Origin of the sequence: Planococcus lenghuensis (assembly GCF_001999905.1) — a bacterium.
Classification (GTDB): domain Bacteria; phylum Bacillota; class Bacilli; order Bacillales_A; family Planococcaceae; genus Indiicoccus; species Indiicoccus lenghuensis.
Genome location: NZ_CP019640.1, coordinates 810,870 through 832,721, shown reverse-complemented (window position 1 = coordinate 832,721; position 21,852 = coordinate 810,870). Strand labels below are relative to the sequence as shown.

Annotated in this window: 20 protein-coding genes and 1 riboswitch; of the genes, 4 read left to right on the top strand and 16 right to left on the bottom strand. The window is 48.2% G+C overall.

Translation table 11 applies throughout. From position 1 onward, the window contains the following. The first annotated feature begins 33 nt into the window (after window positions 1–33). Window positions 34–807, top strand: a complete 774-nt coding sequence (locus B0X71_RS04235) for an alpha/beta fold hydrolase (RefSeq protein WP_077590889.1) — start codon at window positions 34–36, stop codon at window positions 805–807. A 759-nt stretch (window positions 808–1,566) separates the two neighbouring features. On the opposite strand, the gene B0X71_RS21530 is transcribed toward B0X71_RS04235, so the two are convergent. From B0X71_RS21530 to B0X71_RS04220, 4 genes are all read right to left on the bottom strand, one after another. Continuing rightward, entirely contained in the window at window positions 1,567–1,689 is a 123-nt protein-coding gene (locus tag B0X71_RS21530) for a hypothetical protein (RefSeq protein ID WP_269750099.1), read from the bottom strand. A 299-nt stretch (window positions 1,690–1,988) separates the two neighbouring features. Beyond that, window positions 1,989–2,525 (bottom strand): divergent PAP2 family protein, encoded by a 537-nt coding sequence (locus tag B0X71_RS04230; RefSeq protein WP_077588282.1) that lies wholly within the window; start codon window positions 2,523–2,525, stop codon window positions 1,989–1,991. Between the two features lie 127 nt (window positions 2,526–2,652). Beyond that, complete coding sequence (locus B0X71_RS04225; RefSeq protein WP_077590888.1) at window positions 2,653–3,021, bottom strand: DMT family transporter; 369 nt, start codon at window positions 3,019–3,021, stop codon at window positions 2,653–2,655. Continuing rightward, complete coding sequence (locus tag B0X71_RS04220; RefSeq protein ID WP_077588281.1) at window positions 3,021–3,572, bottom strand: TetR/AcrR family transcriptional regulator; 552 nt, start codon at window positions 3,570–3,572, stop codon at window positions 3,021–3,023. Before B0X71_RS04220 ends, B0X71_RS04225 begins: the two co-directional genes overlap by 1 nt. 215 nt (window positions 3,573–3,787) lie before the next feature. Between B0X71_RS04220 and solA the strand changes: the two genes are divergently transcribed. Next, window positions 3,788–4,915, top strand: coding sequence for an N-methyl-L-tryptophan oxidase (gene solA, locus B0X71_RS04215; RefSeq protein ID WP_077588280.1), 1,128 nt, complete (start codon window positions 3,788–3,790; stop codon window positions 4,913–4,915). A gap of 302 nt (window positions 4,916–5,217) precedes the next feature. Here solA and lipA read toward each other — a convergent pair whose 3' ends face one another. From lipA to B0X71_RS04195, 4 genes are all read right to left on the bottom strand, one after another. Beyond that, complete coding sequence (lipA, locus tag B0X71_RS04210) at window positions 5,218–6,162, bottom strand: lipoyl synthase (RefSeq protein WP_077588279.1); 945 nt, start codon at window positions 6,160–6,162, stop codon at window positions 5,218–5,220. Further along, complete coding sequence (locus B0X71_RS04205; protein WP_077588278.1) at window positions 6,159–6,995, bottom strand: lipoate--protein ligase family protein; 837 nt, start codon at window positions 6,993–6,995, stop codon at window positions 6,159–6,161. The genes lipA and B0X71_RS04205 overlap by 4 nt, the downstream gene beginning before the upstream one ends. Window positions 6,996–7,102: 107 nt before the next feature. Beyond that, window positions 7,103–7,209: riboswitch (TPP riboswitch) on the bottom strand. A 618-nt stretch (window positions 7,210–7,827) separates the two neighbouring features. Next, window positions 7,828–8,751 carry an aldo/keto reductase gene (locus B0X71_RS04200; protein WP_077588277.1) on the bottom strand — a complete coding sequence of 308 codons (924 nt, stop codon included), beginning with the start codon at window positions 8,749–8,751 and terminating at the stop codon, window positions 7,828–7,830. A 350-nt stretch (window positions 8,752–9,101) separates the two neighbouring features. Beyond that, entirely contained in the window at window positions 9,102–10,172 is a 1,071-nt protein-coding gene (locus B0X71_RS04195) for a glycosyltransferase family 2 protein (RefSeq protein ID WP_077588276.1), read from the bottom strand. 160 nt (window positions 10,173–10,332) lie between these two features. Between B0X71_RS04195 and B0X71_RS04190 the strand changes: the two genes are divergently transcribed. Beyond that, window positions 10,333–11,166, top strand: a complete 834-nt coding sequence (locus B0X71_RS04190; RefSeq protein WP_232336782.1) for an MBL fold metallo-hydrolase — start codon at window positions 10,333–10,335, stop codon at window positions 11,164–11,166. After that, on the top strand, window positions 11,166–12,101 hold the full coding sequence (locus tag B0X71_RS04185; protein ID WP_077588274.1) for an acetamidase/formamidase family protein: 936 nt from the start codon (window positions 11,166–11,168) through the stop codon (window positions 12,099–12,101). Before B0X71_RS04190 ends, B0X71_RS04185 begins: the two co-directional genes overlap by 1 nt. Window positions 12,102–12,164: 63 nt before the next feature. Here the strand turns inward: B0X71_RS04185 and B0X71_RS04180 are convergent, their stop codons facing one another. From B0X71_RS04180 to xylA, 8 genes are all read right to left on the bottom strand, one after another. Then, on the bottom strand, window positions 12,165–13,526 hold the full coding sequence (locus B0X71_RS04180) for a GntP family permease (RefSeq protein WP_077588273.1): 1,362 nt from the start codon (window positions 13,524–13,526) through the stop codon (window positions 12,165–12,167). A gap of 4 nt (window positions 13,527–13,530) precedes the next feature. Further along, entirely contained in the window at window positions 13,531–14,670 is a 1,140-nt protein-coding gene (locus B0X71_RS04175; RefSeq protein WP_077588272.1) for a glycerate kinase, read from the bottom strand. Between the two features lie 124 nt (window positions 14,671–14,794). Further along, window positions 14,795–15,868: a CdaR family transcriptional regulator gene (locus tag B0X71_RS04170; RefSeq protein WP_198038684.1), complete on the bottom strand. Its 1,074-nt coding sequence runs from the start codon at window positions 15,866–15,868 to the stop codon at window positions 14,795–14,797. 151 nt (window positions 15,869–16,019) lie between these two features. Continuing rightward, complete coding sequence (locus B0X71_RS04165; protein WP_077588270.1) at window positions 16,020–16,328, bottom strand: hypothetical protein; 309 nt, start codon at window positions 16,326–16,328, stop codon at window positions 16,020–16,022. Window positions 16,329–16,960: 632 nt separating this feature from the next. After that, window positions 16,961–17,455 (bottom strand): ferritin, encoded by a 495-nt coding sequence (locus B0X71_RS04160; RefSeq protein ID WP_077588269.1) that lies wholly within the window; start codon window positions 17,453–17,455, stop codon window positions 16,961–16,963. A 322-nt stretch (window positions 17,456–17,777) separates the two neighbouring features. Then, window positions 17,778–18,761: an aldo/keto reductase gene (locus tag B0X71_RS04155; RefSeq protein ID WP_077588268.1), complete on the bottom strand. Its 984-nt coding sequence runs from the start codon at window positions 18,759–18,761 to the stop codon at window positions 17,778–17,780. Between the two features lie 88 nt (window positions 18,762–18,849). After that, window positions 18,850–20,349 (bottom strand): xylulokinase, encoded by a 1,500-nt coding sequence (xylB, locus tag B0X71_RS04150; RefSeq protein WP_077588267.1) that lies wholly within the window; start codon window positions 20,347–20,349, stop codon window positions 18,850–18,852. A gap of 32 nt (window positions 20,350–20,381) precedes the next feature. Next, entirely contained in the window at window positions 20,382–21,704 is a 1,323-nt protein-coding gene (gene xylA / locus B0X71_RS04145) for a xylose isomerase (RefSeq protein WP_077588266.1), read from the bottom strand. Between the last annotated feature and the right edge of the window lie 148 nt (window positions 21,705–21,852).

Sequence of the window (21,852 nt, the reverse complement as noted above, 5' to 3'; positions counted from 1 at the left end):
ATCAGTCCACAAATGAAAGGAAGGGAAAACAGCATGCCAGTCTTTGAGACCAACCATTCAAAACTATATTACGCGGATACAGGCGAAGGCCAGCCGTTATTGCTGCTGCATGGCCTTTCAAGCAGTCACGCCATGTTTTACCGGGAAATCGAGTTTTTCAAAAAGAAATACCGGGTGATCGCTCCGGATGCGCGCGGGCATGGGAATTCACAGAAGCACGAGGAGTATACATTGCAGGACCATATCGATGATACGGTGGCGCTTCTGGATCATTTGGGGCTTGAATCCGTTTACGTGATCGGCGTTTCAATGGGCAGTTACATCGCGCAAGGGCTCGCCATCCAGGAAGCAGACCGGATAAAGAAACTGATTCTGGTCGCCACCAAGCCGAGTGGCATGAAAGCTTCGATGGAAGAATTGTTCGACCGCTATGCAGATGAACTGGAAGGGCTCGGGACGATCGATAAACTGAGCCGGGCCTCCAAATACATGTTCCATAACCATGATTCCGTCAACCAATGGCTCAAGATCACCGGAGAAAACAGCGATCAGCTGACAGCAAGAGAGCAGAAGGTCGCTTCGGATGCATTGAAAGGCTTTGATTTCCGGATGAAGCTGGATAAGGTAAAGGCTGAAACCCTGGTGATTAGCGGGACCCATGATGGGCTTAATCCACCCGAGAAAGGCCGGGAGACCGCGGTACTCATTCCGGATGCGACATTCATGGAATTTAAAAATTCCGGCCATGCCCCGAACGTCGAACAGGAACGTCTCTTTCTTGGAATTGCCGATAATTTCCTCGATTGACGAAAACCCTGCATCTACACAGTAACCCTCTGATCCCCTAAAAGTCAGAGGGTTTTTTCTGGCTCATCACCGAAACGTGGGGTTAACTAAGTAATATGAGTTCGTACGCAGTGTTGGTGAAGGCATAAAATGTATCCGTTTTTTACAGAGAAAAACGCTTCCGACGGACCCTTTCTTATGTGCAGTCAAGTGTTTTTCTGCTTCCTTTTTCGGAAAATAGGCAAGGGAGGCGTGCGAACGGTTGCTTTCTGTTCCGGTGCCCACTTTCCGCGGGCTCGCGTCCGAGTCTCCTCGCTCACTGCGTTCCCTGCGGGGCCTTGGCCGTCTCGCTGATCCGCAGGAGTCGTGCACCTGCACTTCAAGCAACCTGAAACCCTTGAAAATGGCCATACCCAAAAAACCACAGTTCCTATTTTTTCACGATGTGGTCTGTGCTATAGGGGGAGAGAGACGTTTTTATGAAGCCTTGCCGGATTCGTAATGATCGACCCGTCCGTGCTGACGTCAAACGCCATCACATCGTTCATGTTTCTTCCTCCTGTTCCTCTTCCCGTGATGGTATGGAACACGAACTATTTAACGAGAAGCGTTTTTTGGTATCAAGCCCGGCGGCTGCCAAAGTACTCGCCCGTTATTCCCATTCAGCTAAAGAAAGGCAATAGCTGAATCGTTTAAGAAAGAGCGGCAGGCGACGAAAATCGTGTGCTCCTGTATCGCTGCGCTCTTCATCGCAAAAATAGGGACCGAATACTTCAGCCCCTATTCTTCCTGCGGGATTGGAGGGCCAGACGAGACACCGTAGGAAACGAGTCGTTCAAATCCTTTGCCCGCCCCGTTTCCTGCGAGATCTTCCGTCCGCGCAGTTCCCGCCGGAGTCGCCATCTTCCGCGTTCCTTCCTGGTATCAACCCATACAAACAATGTGTACGTTTACTTCCTGATCGTTCGATTTTTCACCAAATGTAAACGAGAACCGGGAAGTTACATAGGATACAAAAATTAAAAAAAAGCGGAAAGGGGAACATGTTGTCCTCTTTCCGCTTTCTGTATGATCAGGCTGATTTGTTCAAGCGAAAACAGGATGGCCGAGTGTTTGTGAAGCGAATGCCATTCCAACCCAAAAAATTTCGCAGATAAGATAAACTTCAAGGCTTTTTAGACAGCCTCTTCAATATTGCCGGGTCATCTGGCCATCATTCGGTATTGTGCGCGTGCACCTGGCGGAAGCTGGTTCTGTCTCCGTTTGCGGCGCTCATCGTTTTCAATATTTGCAGATACCATACCCATCAGCAGACCGATCAGCGCCCCGCCAAGCACTTCAATCGGCTGGTGGCCCAACAGTTCTTTTAACTCTGTCTCCCGCTGGACGTATTCGAAACTCGGGAAATCAGCCGAAACGGTTACAAAGCTGTCTTCCAGGTCATTAACGAGTTGAGCGATTTCCCCTGTGTGGCGGCGGACCCCCTGCGCATCGTACATGACAATAACTCCGAACACGACAGCCAGTGCCGTTTCCGTGTGCCGGGTTCCTTTATGGACGGCTACATAAGATGCGAGTGCCGACACCCCTGCTGAGTGTGAGCTAGGCATGCCTCCCGTAGTGAAAGCCTGTTTCCAATCCCATTTACCCGTCGCATTTTTATACGTCAGGATTTTGAGCCCCTGTGCAAGCCCGATTGCTGAAAGTGCGGTGATCGCTCCGCGGTTCATCCGTTTCATCGTCATCCTCCGTTCTATGTATTCCAATTTCGTTCTATATTCCTTTTACATACCCTAAAAGTATGAGTTTTATCCGGAATGCGTGAAAAATAACCGCCGGCCGGCACCTGAAGGAACTACTGAATTCCTAAAGAGATTGTTCATTTGCAGCTGTTGTTTGCTCAGCCGAAGCTGAATGCCCGGGACCATATAGGTTCAATACTGCCACCCCGAAGATAATCAATAGAATTCCCACAATACTTCCCGCCGTTATTTTCTCTTTCCAGATCAGCACCGAAATGACTACCGTAGCGGCTGTGCCCACTCCTGACCAGATAGCATACGCCATATTGAGCGGGATGACTTTCAGTGACAGCGAAAGGAAGAAAAATGAGAATACAAAGCTTATGATCACTCCGGTTGTCGGCAGCGGCTTTGTGAAACCGTCAGAAGCCTTGATCATGGATGTCCCCAGGAGTTCACCGGCGATCGACAGCGCTAAATACAAATACGCCATCATCGGTCCCCCTCCTCCTTCGTCCATGAGATCAGTTCTTTTGCCACCTGGCTGCGCAATTTTTCGTCGGGCGGGGCCAAGCCGAAAATTTCCGCGAACCACAGGCCGTCTGCAGCAAGACGTGCAATCACCGGGCGGATAGAATCGGACTCCTCGCGCCCGATCTTTTTCTGCCAGATTGCATACTGTTCCCGAAGTTTACTTAGCAAAGCAGGATTCATAAACAAGGCTGCCAGCAATCCAGAACTCATATTGAAGCCATCTTCCAGCTCCTGAAAAGTAGACTCCACATATGCCCGGCTCCATTTTCCATGCGGGTGCCGATCTATCGCCACCCGCTCTTCAATATCTGCAACATAACCATCCATCAATTCATCGACCATTGCCTGGATAAGGATTTCTTTGTTCGGAAAATGATACAGCAGTCCGCCTTTGCTGACTCCCGCTTTGCTTGCCACTGCCTCCAGCGTCAATTGCGCAGCCCCTGATTCCCGCACCACTTTCACCGCCGCCGCTAACACCTGCTCCCGCTTCGTACCGTTCTCTCCCATTTCAATCCCTCCTTTTACTGCTATTGCAATTCACTGTACCGTCTGGACGGTTTTATTGTCAATTGCGGAAGCCGAAAACAGGTAATTTGAACAATTCCGCTTTTTCGTTCACTTACGCTCCTGACCACTTCCAATTCGTGTATGATACAAAGATAAGTGGAGACGGCAATGCATTATTTCTTAACCATTGCTGCAGCTGAAAGGAGAATGGATGGATGAATGTCGATGCAATCATTATCGGAGCAGGGGCAATGGGGATGGCCGCGGGCTATTACCTCGCCAAGCAAAATCAGAAAGTGGTGCTGATCGACCCGCATGATCCACCCCATACACAAGGATCCCATCACGGGGAAACCCGGCTGATCCGTCACGCCTATGGAGAAGGAGAAAACTACGTTCCAATGGCGTTGCGGGCACAAAAGTTATGGGTGGAACTTGAACGGGAATCGAAACGGAAAGTCTTCCACCAGACAGGCGTCTTGAATTTCGGGACGCCCGATTCAGCCTTTTTAAAAAATGTAAGGCGCTCCGTTGAAGTCCATTCCTTGCCGGCTGATTTCCTCACAGCACAGGAGGTCAATGAAAGATGGCCAGGCTTCCAGCTGTCAGAGGAATTGATTGCCTGCTATGAACCGAATTCGGGTATCCTGATGAGCGAAGAAGCCATCCGGGCGTACCGGGAATTGGCAGAGAAGCACGGAGCTGAGCTGCTCGTGAATACACGGCTGCAAGAAATAATAGCAGCCGACAATGGCATAACAATAACCACTGATAACCAAACCGTTACGGGCCGCAAGCTGATCATCACAGCAGGAAGAGGAACAAACACCGTATTAAAACTGCTCGGCCAGCAACTGCCCCTTCAGCCGATGCGAACGAATGTCTCCTGGTTCCAGGCGGATGCGGAGTTGCACAGCCCGTCCATTTTCCCGGCATGGGCATATGATGATGGCGAGACAGGTTTCTACGGATTTCCGGATATAGACGGAGCAGGCTTGAAAATTGGAGACCATAACGCCGGTGTCCCTATGTCCCCTGAGGAAGCGTTGACTCCGTTCGGCACAGAACCGGAAGACGGCCAGCATGTCAGTGGATTTTTACGGACGCATATGGGGCTTGAACCTGTACAGCGGAAAGGGCAAACATGCATCTACACAAATTCACCTGACGAAGATTTCATCATTGATCACTTACCGGAGCACCGGAATATCATTGTCGCTTGTGGCTTTTCAGGGCACGGATTCAAATTCGCAAGTGCGGTCGGCGAAATCCTGAGCGACTTGGCGATACGCGGTAAAACGGAGGCCAACATTGCAGGCTTTACGATCAGCCGATTCAAGTAACTAAAAAGAGGTGCCTGCCGGCGGGTAACTCGTTCAGCTAATATGGTATAAGTCACAGAACAACACGCATTACTTGGATAGTTGTCTTAATAAGTGAACCAGCAACCTCACGTCCCATCACAGCGAGTTTTCACCCGCTCAACTTTTTGATCGATTCATCGATCCGTTTTTTGGAGGAAAAATGACCAAAAAAAGCGATCTGCGTTTTATTAAACAAGCGAGTTATGAAGTTAGCTCATATATAAAAGCTTTTACATTTTGAAAGAGGCATCCCCGAAGGAGTGCCTCTTTTGTTTAGACTTTTAAAATTCCACGTCTTCAAGTTCATCACCTTGGGACTCATAGCCCTTCATGTACTTGATGCGGCGCTGTGCAGCCGTTTCGCTCACTTGTTCATCAGCATGGTAAGACGAACGCACCATCGGCCCCGCTTCGCAATGCTTAAAGCCTTTTTCGAGTGCGATCCGCTTCAGTTCTTCAAACTCGTCCGGATGGTAATACCGCTCCACATTCAAGTGCTTGCGGGTCGGCTGCAAGTACTGGCCAATCGCCATAATGTCCACATTATGCGCCAAGAGATCATCCATCGCCTGCAGGATCTCTTCCTTCGTTTCTCCAAGCCCGACCATCAGACTCGATTTTGTCGGAATATGCGGCGCGATTTCTTTTACACGTGCAAGCAGTTCCAGTGAACGGTCATAGGTTGCTTTCGCCCGGACCCGTTTGGTGAGGCGCCGCACGGTTTCAATATTGTGGTTAAAGATATCCGGCTGGCTGTCCATCAAGGTGTGCAGGCTTTCATAATCACCTTTCATATCAGACGGCAACACCTCGACAGTTGTGCCCGGCATTCTTCTGCGGATGGCGCGCACAGTCTCCGCAAACACAGCTGCCCCGCCGTCTTTCAAATCATCTCGTGCGACTGCCGTCACCACGACGTGTTTCAGCTCCATAATTTCCGTCGATTCCGCGACCCGTTCCGGCTCACCCCAGTCGAGTTCATTCGGAAGACCGGTCTTCACAGCGCAGAACCGGCATGCACGTGTGCATGTATCACCCAGGATCATGAATGTCGCAGTGCGGCGTTCGCTCCAACACTCGTGGATATTCGGGCATTTTGCTTCTTCGCACACTGTGTTCAAGTTTTTTTCGCGCATCAATTTTTTCAGGTCATTATAAGTTTTGTTGGTGTTCAGCTTCACTTTCAGCCATTCGGGTTTTCGGACATGCTCATTCGCTTTTGTCACACAGATCGCTCCCCTTCTTTTTCTCTCAGGTAATTCCACTCATCACTGCTGTATTTCTGTTCAAGTTCATGTGCTTCCGCCAGCATTTCCGCCGGAGGATCGAACGGCTGCAGCGTGATGCTAAGGCCTTGTTCGAAACCCGCCTGGAAAGCGGCTTTCACTTCATTGAAACTTACCGGTTGTGGTAGAAGATCATTGATAGCCACTGCCCGGTTCCGAAATGCTGCACGCACTTTCTCTTTCACATGTTCATTCGGATAAATGAACAGATCGAACAACTTGTCTTCATTCAAAGCAAGCGGAATGGACCCATGCTGCAGGATGACTCCTTTTTTGCGGGTCTGCGCACTGCCCGCCGCCTTTTTGCCGTCCACGGTCAATTCATACCAGGAAGGCTCTTCAAAGCACACGGCAGAGCCGGATGCCGAGGTGCTTTCCGGGATTGCGAACTCCGTGCGGATGCCGAGTTTCTTGTAGCCTTCAAGCAATCCTTGCGACAGTACAAGATATGCATCCTTCACAGTTTTCGGCATCGCCGGATGCGCTTCTGAAACCAGCACGCTGTATGTAAGCTCCTGGTCGTGAAGCACCGCCTTTCCGCCTGTCTGTCTTCGGACGAGTGGAATACCTAGACGTTCTGCACTAACAGTATCAATGCTTCCATTCACTTTCTGAAAGAATCCGACTGAAATGCCGGCCGGTTCCCAGCCATAGAACCGCAGAACCGGGGGGATTTTCCCGTCACTGTGCCAGTTCAGCAACACTTCATCCATCGCCATATTAAAGGCGGGTGAATTGTGCCCTGAATCGATGAACATCCATGTGTCGTTCATGCTATTCTCCTCTCCGCTGCTGGTTAAGCCTCTCTTTGCTCTGCTCGTCTCAATCAATTAAAAAACACCGCTTTCCATGGAAGGAAGCGGTGTATGCAGGCACAGAAAAGGCATACGCGCCACTTCCCTCCGCTGGCATGGTCCAGATCAGGTTCAAAGGGTCCAAGCTTTGCTTGTCTCAGCCGGTATCAACCCGGCTCCCCCAGTGGTCAGCTACTATTATGTTCACTATCGAGCTTATCATGTTAACAGAAGAATCTCAATACATGATTAATAATTTGATAACGAAAAAAGGGAATTTCTGCCGGACGCAGATAAATTGCTCCAAATCCGGTTTTCCATTGGCTATGTCAGCGAATATTGTTGATATTTATGTTTCCTACGTAATCATGGTGAAAATCAAAAAAATAGTCATTTCGTAGAAGAACCGCTCCAGGCGGACGCTTTCTTACCAGTAGTCAAGCGTTTCCCTTCATTTATTTTATTGGAGAACAGAATGAATGAGGGGCCCGCAGTGGCGGCTTTCCGTTCCGGCGCTCGCTTTCCGCGGGTCCGCCTTTCGTGTTCTCTTTCACTTAGTAAGCATGGACGAAGAAACTTCTTTTCTTATTAACCAGCCGATTGTTCAATAAATTTGGATAAGAACCTTGTTTATTTGCTTCAAAAGATGGAGTAAAACAGCGGAGACCCCTGCGGGGATGCGAAGCGCGGAAATCCACTCGGGCATATAGCCTGAGTTAGTTCAGCGCAAGCCCGCGGAAAACGGAGCTCTTTTATGAATTATCAACAGAGTTATTTAACATAGCTTTCCCATTAAAACATACGATCATCCTTACAAAATCGTCGCAATCTCCGCCAAATCCTCTTCCGATAACTGGATGTTAGCTGCAGTCAGATTCGATTTCACTTGCTCCGGTTTTTTGCCTCCCGGAATCACTGCATCCACACCGGGCTGAGCGAGCAGCCAGGCCAGCGCCAAATTCGAAAGATCCGTCCCTTTCTTATCCGCCACTTTTTTGAGTTCTTCAACGATTGCCAGGTTCTTCTCGAATTCGCCTTCCTGGAACAGCGGCAAACCACGGCGAAAATCCCCTTCCGGCAATTTCAATTCTTTTGTATACTTGCCGCCAAGGAGACCGAATGCAAGAGGGCCATAGGCAATGATCGAAATGTCATTTTCCACGCAATACGGAAGAATATCCTTTTCAATCTCACGATTCAGCATGTGATACGCCAGCTGGACGGCATTCACATCATCCTCTGCATTGGCTTCTTTCAATTGCGCAAGCGACACATTCGATACACCGATCGCCCGGATCTTCCCTTCATCCCGCAATTTCGCAAGCTCGGCTACCGATTCACGAATCGGCGTTTTCCCGTCCGGCCAATGTATGTAATACAGATCCACATAATCCAACTGCAGTCGCTCAAGGCTGTCCTCCAGCGCCTGCCGCATATAGGCCGGATCGTTGTTTTTGGAATTCGTCCGCCAGTCACTGCCGCCTTTTGTTGCAATGACATACTGATTGCGGCCGTAATCTTTCAACACTTCACCGATCAGTTCTTCCGACCGGCCCTCCCCATAGACATCGGCTGTGTCCAGGAAAGTCACACCATGATCCAACGCCGCGCGAACCATGTGCTTGCCGTCTTCTTCATCCAGTCTGTTATACAGATTGTGACCGCCGACCGCATTCGTTCCCAAACCAAGTGTTGAAATTTGAATATCCGTCTTCTTCAATGTTGTGTACTTCATCCACTCATCCTTTCCGGTATTTCATGGGTTTATTATACCCGTAACATCCGGATGATGAACACCAGCATACTACGCCACCGGTCGGTCGCGCCTTCTGCATTGAAATGTGCCGGCACCTCTTCCCGAAGAGAAGGAAACTGGATCAATAATAAGCAAACACACCTGAAAATATCAGCACTATCAAAACGTTAAGCGCTTTTTCAGCAGGTGTCTCAGGAATAAAAGGACAGGGTGATTTTTTAATTCCCCTCTCCCCCTTTCTGTTCCCTGTTATACGAAAAATCGTTTGTCCGGTTCCATTGAGACCCGGCTGGATAAGCAGGGAAACAGGGAGAGGCGATCCAGAAAAATCACACCCATTTTCTTGGAGCGACATTAAAAGCCTGCATTCGTCTTTTCAATAGACTTTTCCCATAATAATAACCATAGAGAACGTCGATCGCTCTGCTCCTGATTAACTTTCCAAGTAATTTCTTCTCAAAATCACACCGCTGTAAATACAAGACGCTCTCATTCACCTGTTTATCGAAAATGATTTCTTCCATGTACTTCTTGATCGATCTTGCTGAGAGGGTACTGTTTGGATGGAACAGATTTGAGAAACAGGCTTCAATGCGCATCAGATAAAAGTTTTCAATGGATTCTTTGTTTTGCCCGGAATACACTTGATTCCTGCATAAAAAACTTCGGACCTCAGCCAACAGCATCTGCTGGTTTTCGAACAGATTCGGCCGGAATATACTTGTGATGGACTGATCATTGGAGTGGCTATAATTGTACAGGGCCTCAGGAAGGATATTGATGCCATGGCATCTGTCCAAGTAATTAAGATTGAACAGCAGATCTTCTCCCCGGATGATCTCCTGATCAAAGACAATTCCCATGTCTCGTATAAGGGCAGCATCATAGAGTTTATTCCAGTTGAAATGAATATAATAATCCTTAAAGAGTTCGCCGAACCAAGGCAGCAATTCAAATTTTCTGTAAGTACCCGCTTTCTTAAAACTAGAGCTTTTAAGGCAAATGATGTCACTCCCATTCCACAGTACGTCTTTGTATCCGCAAATCACCAGCTGTGTGTCAGACCTCATTGCACGTACCAGTTTCTCTGTCATTTCAGGCTCAAGAAAATCATCCGAATCAGCAAACTGGATATATGTACCTGTTGCCGCTTCAAGCCCGGCATTCCGTGCGGCGGAAGGACCTGCATTGGCCTGATGGATCACTTTCACCCGCGTGTCTTTCTCGGCATAGTTCTCACATAGCCGACCACTGTCATCAGCAGAACCATCATTGATCAGAATTAATTCGATGTTTTTATATGTTTGCTTCAGGATACTGGCTACGCTGTAATGGAGGTGTGCTTCTGCGTTATAGACGGGAACGATTACACTGACACGTTTCAATTGGGTTTGCTGCATGCTTTTGCCTCATTTCTCTGGAAGTTTTCAAAAACGCAAATAATTGTTACTTCTTCATACCCGTTTCCCTGGGCTTTGCTAACATCTTATGGTGAACTGACTACCACTGTAGTAAAATAATCTTCATACTTATAACCGTCATCAAGGGGGGTGCATGTGCTTGCGGCGTTACACGGTCAATGGCACCACAGTATTCCAAAGCGCCTTATTCCAAACAACATCAACTGTTATTGAATGGGATGATGCTGTTCTGATTGTCGATCCGAATACGCTGCCGGCTGAAATTGAAGAAATTCAGCAGCATGTCAACAAAATCAGAGGAAACAAGGCATGCTATTTGCTGTTTACGCATGGGGATTTTGACCACATCATCGGCTATCGGGCCTTTCCGGATACGATTGTCATTGCGAGTGAAGAATTGCTTCGGCATCCACAAAAAGAACGGAAATTGCAGCTGATCCGGGATTTTGATCAAACCTACTACATAACTCGATCTTATCCGATCGAGTTCCCGCAGCCTGATATTGTGATTTCCGAAGACAGTCAACAAATCCAAGTCGGTTCAGTCACTCTCACATTTTATAAAGCACCTGGCCATTCGGCCGACAGTCTGTTCACGGTCATTGATTCAGCCGGAGTCTTCTTGGCTGGTGACTACCTGTCAGACTTCGAACTGCCTTTTATTTACCATAGCGCTAACGCTTACGAGGACACATTGAAAAAAGCGCAAACCATTTTAGACAACCATGCGATTTGTCTGCTCATTCCCGGCCACGGCCGGCATACGGAAGACCGGCAGGAGATGCAGAGAAGAATCGAGCAGTCGCTCCAACATCTGGACCGGCTGAAAAAAGCGGCAGTGTCCGGAGATGAGCAAGCTCTTGCACGTCTCGCACAGGAACATGGTTTCCCTTCATCATTCACAGAAGAGAGCCACGCAGAAAATATCCGGATTATCCGAGAGGAATCTACATATACAGAGGAGAAATTGTAGTGAACCATATTATCGAATTAACTGAACAGAATTTACACGGCTCATTCAGTAATACCTATTCCCCGATTCTTACTGTGGCCTCAGGAGACTCCCTGCGGCTGACAACACCAGACATCCAATGGGGCTATTCAGCACATCCGGATCAGGAACGGATCATTTTCGGCTCCCGGGAACAGGAAGAAAAACCGGGGCACCCACTCGTCGGACCCATTGCAGTGGAAGGGGCAAAGCCGGGCATGGTGCTCGAAATTCGGCTGAATGATATTGTCCCCGGCTGGTACGGTCGCAACTGGGCAGGCGGCAACGCGAGCTGGCAGAATACTAAACTCGGCATCACTGAACACGAGCGGATCCAGCTTGATTGGCGACTGGATACGGCCACACAGACAGCTCGCTGCGAGATTGGCGGCCGGACTTTCCATGCCGGACTTTCTCCGTTCATGGGTCTCATCGCCACCGCACCGGCTGAAGCCGGCGTGCATCGGACTGCGCCTCCCGGTTACTTCGGGGGGAACATCGATTGTAAGGAACTGGTCAGAGGCAGCAGCCTGTTTCTTCCGGTTTCAGTGGAGGGTGCCCTGCTGTCTATCGGTGATGGCCATGCGTTGCAAGGAGATGGTGAAAGCAGCGGAACCGCTATTGAATGCCCGATGGAGCTCGTCGACGTTACATTGACTTTGCATGAACGGAGTTCTCTTGCTTTGCCGCGTGCGAATACGCCGGCCGGCTGGGTGACATTCGGCTTCCACGAGGACCTGAACAGTGCAGCCGGAACCGCGCTTAATGAAATGGTGACTTATATGCAGGAATTGTACGGCGTATCGAAAACAGAAGCCGCAGCGCTATCGAGTGTCGCTGTCGATTTGCATATCACGCAAGTGGTCAATGGAGTCAAAGGAGTACATGCCATTTTGCCGCACGGCGTGCTGCGATAAAACATGAAACAAAAAAAACGCGTCCGGGCCAATTCAGCGCCGGATGCGTTTTTTGTTAATAAGTTAAACTAAGATTACCCACAGGATAAGCGTAACTACAATCGCCACAATGCCTTGCAGCAATGTTGCTGCTGTTTGAGCCTTGTAGGCTTGGGTCACAGACATTCCGCTGAATTCCTTCACGACCCAGAAATAACTGTCATTCACATGTGAAACCACCATCGCTCCTGCACCGATCGCCATAACGACGAGCGCTAGCGGTACTGCACCTTCAATTCCTACTTGCAATAGCAATGGTGCCACCAGTGATGATGTAATAACGATGGCTGCAGTCGATGAGCCCTGCGCTGTCTTAAGAGCAGCAGCGATCAGGAACGGAATAAGCAGGAATAATGCACCGGTGAAAAATGCGCTGTCCCCGAAACTTTGGATAAAATCCGCAACCGGTGTCGCTTTAATGACAGTTCCGAACGCACCGCCCGCTCCTGTGATCAGCAGAATCGGAGCTGCTTCTTTTATGCCCAATGTGATCCAGCCGGTGAGCGTCTCTTCATCGTAGCTTGGCAGCAACAAGAAGGCGAAAAGCAGGCCGATCAGCAATGCGACGACCGGAGCGCCCATGAACAGGAGAATATTGGCCAATGTGCCTTCCCATCCTGCAAATGTTGTGACAGAACTCAAGCCAATCAGCAAAATCGGTATGAGAATCGGTGCAAACGACTTGAAAGCTGACGGCATCTCCCCGAACTCTGCAACAATTTTATCGTAATCGTCGGCAAAAGCAACACTGCCTTCTTCCTTGATATGTATAGTCGGTCCCACTTTTCTTGCCCAAAAGTATCCGGCGGCGACGACAGGAATTGCCACGATGAGACCGATCAAGATGACTGTTCCCAAATATGATTCAGCTCCGATATTCGCTGCGGCTGCAACCGGACCAGGCGTCGGCGGAACAAGTGTATGCGTCGCAAACAGGCCGGTTGATAATGCAATGGCCATTGAAGCGATTGTGACATTCGCTTTTTTGGCAAGCGCTTTCTTAAGTGATGATATAATGACATAGCCAGAATCACAGAATACGGGAATGCTGACAATGGCACCGATAAGGCTCATTGCAAGCTGTGGACGCTTTTCACCTATGATTCGCAGCACCACTTCTGCCATCCGAAGCGCTGCACCTGATTTTTCAAGAATAACACCAATGAATGTACCGAAAATGATGACAAGCCCAATTCCGCCCATTAGCCCGCCAAAACCGGTATTAATCGATTCGACTACGACTGCAAGCGGGAGACCCGCAAATATACCGATGCCGAATGCTGCAATAATTAAGGATAAAAACGGATGAAGCTTCAATTTTGCTGTCGCGAATATGACGAAAAGTACACCTGCTGCAATAAGTAAAACCAGACCAAATCCTTCCACTTTGTCACTCTCCTTTTAAATTGGAAATTCTTTTTATCACATTGATGATTTGTTTTGTTTGCTCAATCAGCAAGGGTTCAGCGTTGGCCATGCATTCCTGAAGCGGCATCGGCTTGTTCACAATGGAAAAGCAGCCGGCAAATCTTGTCTGCAGCTTAGTCAGATCCCCGCTAAGACTGCCGGATATCAAAATCACAGGAACACCATGTTTTTGCGCTAATTCCGCAATATAACCCGGTGCTTTTCCATAAAGGGTCTGCTCATCACTTTGACCCTCTCCCGTTAACACGAGTGAAGCATCCTGGATTTCGTTTTCCACTTCAATTGCATCTGCGAGTAATTTTGCTCCTGAAACGAGTTGCGCACCGAGAGACAGGAAAGCGAACCCGAGGCCGCCAGCTGCCCCTGCGCCAGGCTGATCCATAAAGTTTCTTTTCAATTCTGATTCAAGGAGCTTTCCATATTTGCTCATCGCGTTATCATACGGCGCTAATTGCCTCTCAAGCGCGCCTTTCTGGGGTCCGTATACATAAGTAGCACCTCTCGGACCGCAAAGAGGATTATCCACATCACTTGCTACACGTATGGCAACGGATGTGAGACGGACATCCAGTTTATCCATGCTGATCCTATCTACGTTCAACAAGTCCTGTCCGAATGCGCCGAGCTTCTTTCCGTTTTCATCCCAGGCTTCCATTCCGAGAGCCATCAGCATTCCCAGTCCTCCATCATTCGTTGCACTGCCGCCCAGCCCTATAATGAATGATGTACATCCTTGATCAAGTGCATGTTTGATCACTTCACCGATTCCAAAAGAGGTGGTGAAGTCGGGATTTCGTGAACTTTCCGGCACTTGAATAAGTCCGGCAATACTGGCATTTTCAATGATGGCTGTATCGGTTCCGATCCTCGCATAGTAAGTGTTGATTTTTTCGCCAATCGGTCCTGTGCATGTGACCGGAACGCGTTTGCCTGTTGTTGCCGTCAAGAGAGCCTCCATCGTGCCTTCCCCGCCATCCGCCATCGGCTTTGAAACCACGCTGATCTCTCCGTCTATTTGCCGGATTGCTTTAGCCATTGCACCAGCAGCCTCTGCAGCCGACAGACTGCCTTTAAATGAATCCGGGGCAATTACGATTTTCATGCGCCGCCTCCTCCTGCAATTGTCATTGACTTCATTAAACCCAAATTTGGCAGCGCTTTCAATTGGCTGAATTGATGAAATGTTTGACAATTCAATCGCATGTTTTTGTGCATTTGCACAATTTCTAGAGCATTCGGTTAAGGATCAGCTGAAGTATATACGCATCGTAAAATATGCGGGGCCGCAACCCGACTTTTTCCTTTACCTGCTCCAGACGATACTGCAGTGTATTCCTATGAATATGAAGGGCGTCTGCTGTCTCTTTGACGGAAAAGTCCATCGCAAAATAGCAAGTAAGCGTTTGAATGTAAAGCGGGTCCAGACTGTTCAGCCGCTCTTCATACACAGCACAGATATTGTTGAATTCTTCGTCCGGTAAGGCGACTGCCAGCCGTTTAAGATACCAGTCACTGCTGTACGTAATTCTTTCCTGTTCCTTGTTAAATTCCAATGCCTGCTTTGCTTGCTTATAGGATTTCCGGATACCCGCCAATCCAACGCCTTCTTCTCCGACTCCTAACCGGCCTTCCTGTAAATTCAGCTGCTCTGCCCAGTTTTTGACTTGCCCAAGCGGTGAAGACGTAACAATGATAATTTCTTCATCCGCAAAAGGAAGGGCAAATAATAGCTGAAGTCTTGTATCAGCAAGTTCAAGCTGGATTTCCTCGAATATATTTTGAGCATTGACATTCGTTAGCACTAGCACTCTCCATTTTGTATCAATGCTGTTTTTCAGCCAGTACTGTGCTTCTTCTCTTAGTTTGGTTTCATCGTACCCTGCCGGTTCCATCAGTTGGTGGAACCAGTTCGCCCATTGCCTTTCCCTGTAGAATGACTGCTGTTTAATATAAATCTGTTCCAACACGATTTCGACAGAAACCCGGATGAGACCGGTAATCCGCAAGATTGCATCGGGACTGCCACTGACGCCTACGACACCCGTTATATTTCCTTGGTGGATAATCGGCAAATTCACGCCTGGTTTTGTCCCTATGTACTGATGATGGGTCTCTTGATTCAAAATAAGCGGTTCACCAGTTTCAATCACCTGTATGGCACCGCTGTGCCGCTCATTCACGCGTGCAGAATCGGTACTGGCAACAATCCGCCCATCAAGATCCATAATATTAATATCCACATCAATATATTCAGCCAGCCGTTTGACGATTTCCCGGCCTAATTCCTGATTAATCCTCATGTTGTTTTCCGCCTTTCTATATTTCATCTTCGCAAAAATCAAGCCATCCGGTGCAGCTGTGCCGGATGGCTGTTTTTCTATCGTATGACGCAATGCTGACCACTTGGATTTTACGCTTTATCTTTCCTTGGTCCATCTTATCTCTCCCGCTTCAGAGAGGTTTGAGACTGGTGAATTTCAAATGCTCCTGCTTCACGAGCATCGTAAACATTTCTTGTTCCTCCGGGTGCTTCGCAAGACGGATAACATTCTCCTTTTTCACTAAGTACCTTCTCAATTCCTCGTTATTCCGGATGATGAACCCATAGCGGTAATCCTTTTCCAAAGCGGCAAACCAGGGCTCTTCCATCAGCGAAGCAATATTTCTGTCCAATTTCTTTTCTGAGCGCCACCCCCACCACGGCAACTCCAGGATGCCTCCGAATATGAACTCGAACACCGCTCCGAAAATGGATTCCATTCCGCTCCCGCCTTTCCCATTTCAATTGTAAAACTTTGGATTGCATTTATTATACCGCTTTTTCCGGAAAACAGAATGAGGCATCAGAAATAATCGGACAATTTAAATTAAATTGTTTTTTATGGTTCAGTGAGGGTAATGAATGAATAGCAACCGGAGCCGCAGTCAAGGAAGGGACAGGCACATCTAAAAATCAACATAACACCTTCCGTGACTGCAGAATTCATCGGTGCTGTTAAAGAAGTATGAGACTGGCTGAAGAAAGAGGGTCAGTCTTTTTTTCTGCATATTAAATGGCTCTTCACATCAGAATTGCATACAATTTCATTTTCCGCTCTTCATCAAAGTCTGTACTTGACAAGAAGAAATCACTTTAAGCGGACGCTTTCGGGTCCACAGGAAATGGGTCATGCAGCTGGCGCGACAGGACGTCGCGTTGCCAGCTGCCAGGGCGGCCCGCTGATCCCGCTGGAGTCGCCGCTTATCGCTCTTTCTTTTAAGTTCAATCTTCACCTTTTTAACTTACGATGCTATTCCGCTTGTTGTCAAAAAGAAATCAAGCACATTTTTAGTGAAGAGCCTCATTTTCCGCAACAAAAAACCGCCGGGATTAACCGGCGGCCGAACAATTATTAATCGAGTTTTCTGGTGGCGAATTCATCGTCCATTTTCAGGAAGTATTCGCCGCCTTCCGTAATGCCTTTCAGGCGGGCAATAATATCCCGGAACGTTTTTTCCTCTTCCATCTGTTCTTCAATAAACCAGTCAAGGAATGAAAGCGTTGCATGTTCATGTGTTTCATCAGCCAGTGACACCAATTCATAGATACGCTTGGTTACATTCCGCTCCTGCCCGAGTGCACTTTCCATAACTTCCATCGCGCTGACGAACGTGTTCTTCGGTTCATTCAATGCATGCATTTCAGGTTTTTCTGACATCGTCACAAGGAAGTCATAGAATTTCATAGCGTGTTCATGCTCTTCCTGAGATTGAACCAAAAAGAAATTGGCAAATCCGTGATACCCTCTTTCCGAAAAATACGCTGCCATGGCTTTATACGCATGGGCTGCCTGCAATTCATTATTGAACTGATTGTTTAAAGCTTGAGTTAAATTTTCTGGTAGCATTGATAAATTCCTCCCTTTTATTATTTATAATAATTATAATGTAACTAGAATAACATATAAATAAAGAAGTGTAAATTATAATTATTATAATGTAAGTAATTATCGTACAATTTACAGCTATTAAGTCCTCTTTATTCCTCTACCCTGTTTGCTTCAGCAAAAACGAAAGTCAACTGTGTTTCCAATTAATATATTGGCTCCAGTGCTTATTTATCAGGCTAGTTTCAAAAACAAAAAACCGCTGAGGCATTATTCAAATCCCCAGCGGTTCATATTCTGCTATGCCCTTTGCAGGCTTCGTGCACTGAGGGTTTATTTCACCTCAATAAGCGCCTCTGATTTCCGCATGGACTTTTTCCTGATAAAACTGCTCCAGCCGTTGCATTTCTTCTCTTGAAAAAGCCGGTGCTTCCAGTGCAGCTAAATTATCCTTCACCTGCGCAACGGTTTTAAAGCCCGGGATGACACTTGAAACAGCGTCGTGTTCCAATACCCATCGCAGCGCTGCACGGGTCATATTGCCTCTGCCTTCTGCAATCCAGGCAAGTTCCCGGCTCAATTCGACGCCTCTGTTAAATTCCAGGCCAGCGAACGTTTCACCGACATTGAATGCGGCACCATCCCGGTTGAAATTCCGGTGATCATCCGCTTCGAATGCTGCATCTTTCTGGAATTTCCCGGTCAATAATCCGCTTGCAAGCGGCACACGGGCCAAAATGCCAACGCCTTTTTCCTGGGCCTGCGGAAACAGGTCAAATGCCGGTTTCTGGCGGAAGATATTGAAAATAACTTGAAGGGCACTGACATTCGGCTGTTCCATAGAAAACAATCCTTCTTCAACCGTTTCCACACTTACGCCGTAATAGCGGATCTTTCCTTGTTCTTTCAATCGGTCCAGCGCTTCAAATACTTCACCGCGCTTCAAAATTTCAAGGGGTGGGCAATGGATCTGGAACAGATCAATCGATTCGCGCTCCAGTCTTCGGAGACTGGCTTCACAATACTTCGTTACGTTTTCAAGTGAATAGGCGGCCGGGTCATTGATATCGCCGGCCCGGGCGAATTTCGTCGCGATGTGGATTTCATCATGCTTGCCTTTCGTCGCTTTTGCAAGCAACTCTTCGCTATGCCCTTCCCCGTACACGTCTGCCGTATCAAAGAAATTCACTCCATTGTCCATGGCCACATCGAGCGCTTTAAGGGATTCCCGATCATCCGTCGTGCCCCATGAACCGCCGATTGCCCACGTGCCGAAACTCAATTCACTTACTTTCAGATCTGTATTGCCGATTTGACGATAATTCATCCTATCCGCTCCTTCATCTATTATTCCAAAAACCCGGTCCGAATGCTGAAGAGCCCTAACCGGTCAGTCAGGGCTCTTGCTAATATGGTTACTTGCGGAACCCAGCCAGTCTGTCATTCAGTGTTCTTGTCTGTCCATAGACGTCCTGATAGACCTCAAACAGCTCGCTGTAGACAGCGGCATTCTTTTCGTCCGGCCGGAACCGTTTATCTTCTTTCAAAAACGCTTCCGCACATTCAGTCAACGAATCGAACCAGCCGCAGCCATACGCCGCAAGCATGGCTGCACCCATTCCCGGTCCTTGTTCACTGTTCATGCGGACGATATCCGCATTGAAGATATCCGCCTGCATCTGAAGCCATTCTTCATTTTGCGCTCCGCCGCCAATCGACACGATGGTATCAATGCGTTTGCCCTGCTCGCGGAAAATGGCGATGGATTCATTGAGCGAAAATGTAATGCCTTCCAGCACCGCCCGGGCAAAATGCTTCCGTTCATGCGAACTGTCCATACCGATGAAACTGGCCCGGATGGCCGCATCCGCATGCGGCGTCCGTTCCCCGACAACATATGGCGTGAACAGCAATCCGCCGGAACCTGCAGGAACCGAATGAATGTCTACCAGAAGTTCATCAAAGGATTCATCAGCAGCAAACACATTTTTAAACCATGTAAGGCTGTATCCAGCGGCGAGTGTTACACCCATCGTGTAATAGGCATCCGGTGCCGCATGATTAAAATAATGAACTTTGCCTTCAAAATCTTTATTGGCGCTTCCTTCATAGGATAGCACAACACCGGACGTGCCGATGCTGCACAGCGTCTTACCTTCTTCCAGAATTCCGGCTCCGACTGCACCGCATGCGTTATCTGCCCCTCCGGCGAATACGCGTACCGATTCCGGCAGACCGGAAGCCAATGCGAATTCCGGCGTGACTGTACCTGTCTCTTCATAGGATGCCACAAGCGGTGGGCAAAGATCCGGATTGATGTCGAACGCCTCACATATATCGTTGCTCCATCGCTTTGATGCAATATCCAACAGCAGCGTGCCGGCCGCATCGGAGTAATCCATATGAAGATTGCCGGTCAGCTTATAGCGCAAATAATCTTTTGGCAGCACGAATGTTTTCGCTTGCTTAAAAATTTCCGGCTCATGCTCCTGTACCCACAGGATTTTCGGCAAGGTAAATCCTTCAAGCGCCGGATTCTTGGTAATTGCGAGCAGCCGTTCCTGACCGATTGTATCCACAATGCGGCGGCATTGAGCTGTCGTGCGGGTATCATTCCATAAAATTGCAGGCCGCAACACTTCATTATGGTCATCCAGCAGCACGAGCCCGTGCATCTGTCCGGAAAAACTGATGCCTTCGATATCTTCCGTTTTGCCATCGAATTCTTTCAGAAGGTCAAGCAGACCGGCCGTGGTTTGTTCCACCCACTGCGCCGGATCCTGCTCACTGTAGCCGGTTTTCTCATGAATCAGCGGGTATGATTTCGACACGCTGCCTACTGTCTTTCCTTCCCGGTCCACGAGCAGCAGTTTAACTGCGCTCGTTCCCAGATCCACTCCAATTACATACTTCATCGTGACCGCTCCTTCGGCTTCAGCACAAACGCTTACTTTGCGAACGCCTGCAGCAAATACTGGTTGATCGTTGCTTTGATCAGTTCAAGATGGCCGGATTCCTGTTGGATATTACCAAGGCCAAGTGCGTATTCCTCAAGTTTATGGAAGTCCGTTTTGCCTTGCGCGATTTCAAGACCGATGCCTGTCGTATATGTTTCATAGCGCTTATCAAGAATGTTTTCCAGTACGTTATCATCAATCAGGCTCTGGGCAACGCGGAGGCCGACTGCGAATGCATCCATCCCGGCAATATGGGCGTGGAACAAATCTTCCGGTTTGAATGATGCTCTCCGGACTTTCGCGTCAAAGTTCAGGCCGCCTCTTCCCAATCCGCCGTTCTGCAGGATTTCATACATCGCAAGTGTCGTTGACCATAGATCAGTCGGGAATTCATCTGTGTCCCAACCGAGAAGCGGATCGCCTTGGTTGGCATCCACCGAACCGAGCATGTTATTGATGCGCGCATAATGCAGTTCGTGCTCGAACGTATGGCCTGCAAGCGTTGCATGGTTCGCTTCGATATTGAATTTGAAATGCTTTTCCAGTCCGTAGTTCTGCAGGAACGCGTGTGCTGTTGCCACGTCGTAGTCATATTGATGCGTTGTCGGCTCTTTCGGTTTCGGTTCGATCAGGAACTGGGCATCAAAACCGATTTCCTGTGCGTAATCGATTGCCATCTGATAAAAACGCGCAAGGTTATCGAGTTCCAGTTTCATATTCGTGTTCAGCAAGGAATCGTACCCTTCGCGGCCGCCCCAGAACACATAATTCTGTGCGCCAAGTTCTTTGCCGATTTCAAGGCCCTTTTTCACTTTTGCAGCGGCATATGCATAGACGTCTGCGTTGCTTGAAGTCGCAGCGCCGTGCACAAAACGCGGATGGGTAAAGTTATTCGCTGTGTTCCACAGCAATTTGGCTTTGCTGTCTTTCATGTGATCCTGGATCAGGCTGACAATTGTATCAAGGTTTTTATTGGTTTCTCTCAGATTATCGCCTTCAGGCGCAATATCGATATCATGGAAACAGAAAAACGGAACACCGATCTTATTATAGAATTCAAATGAAGCTTCGACGCGGGCTTTCGCCAGGTCAAGACCGGAATACTGGTCCCATGGACGCTGCATGCTGCCGGCACCGAACGGATCTGATCCATCCATTGTAAATGTATGCCAGTAAGAGACGGCATAACGGAGGATTTCCTCCATTGTCTTGCCTCCGACTTTCTCTTCGGGATTATAGAATTTGAATGCAAATGGATTTTTTGAAGAAGCACCTTCGAATTTAATCTTGTCCACGTTCGTGAAATAAGTCATTTTTTTGCCTCCTGGATGGTTTAATGAACCGATTTGGATATGTACCAGCCTCTACCGCAATATGTAAAGGCTTTCATTTTGATTATAGCAATCCCACACTAGTTTGTCCATCAACTAAACAAAGTTTTCCAACATCTTTTCTTTGTTG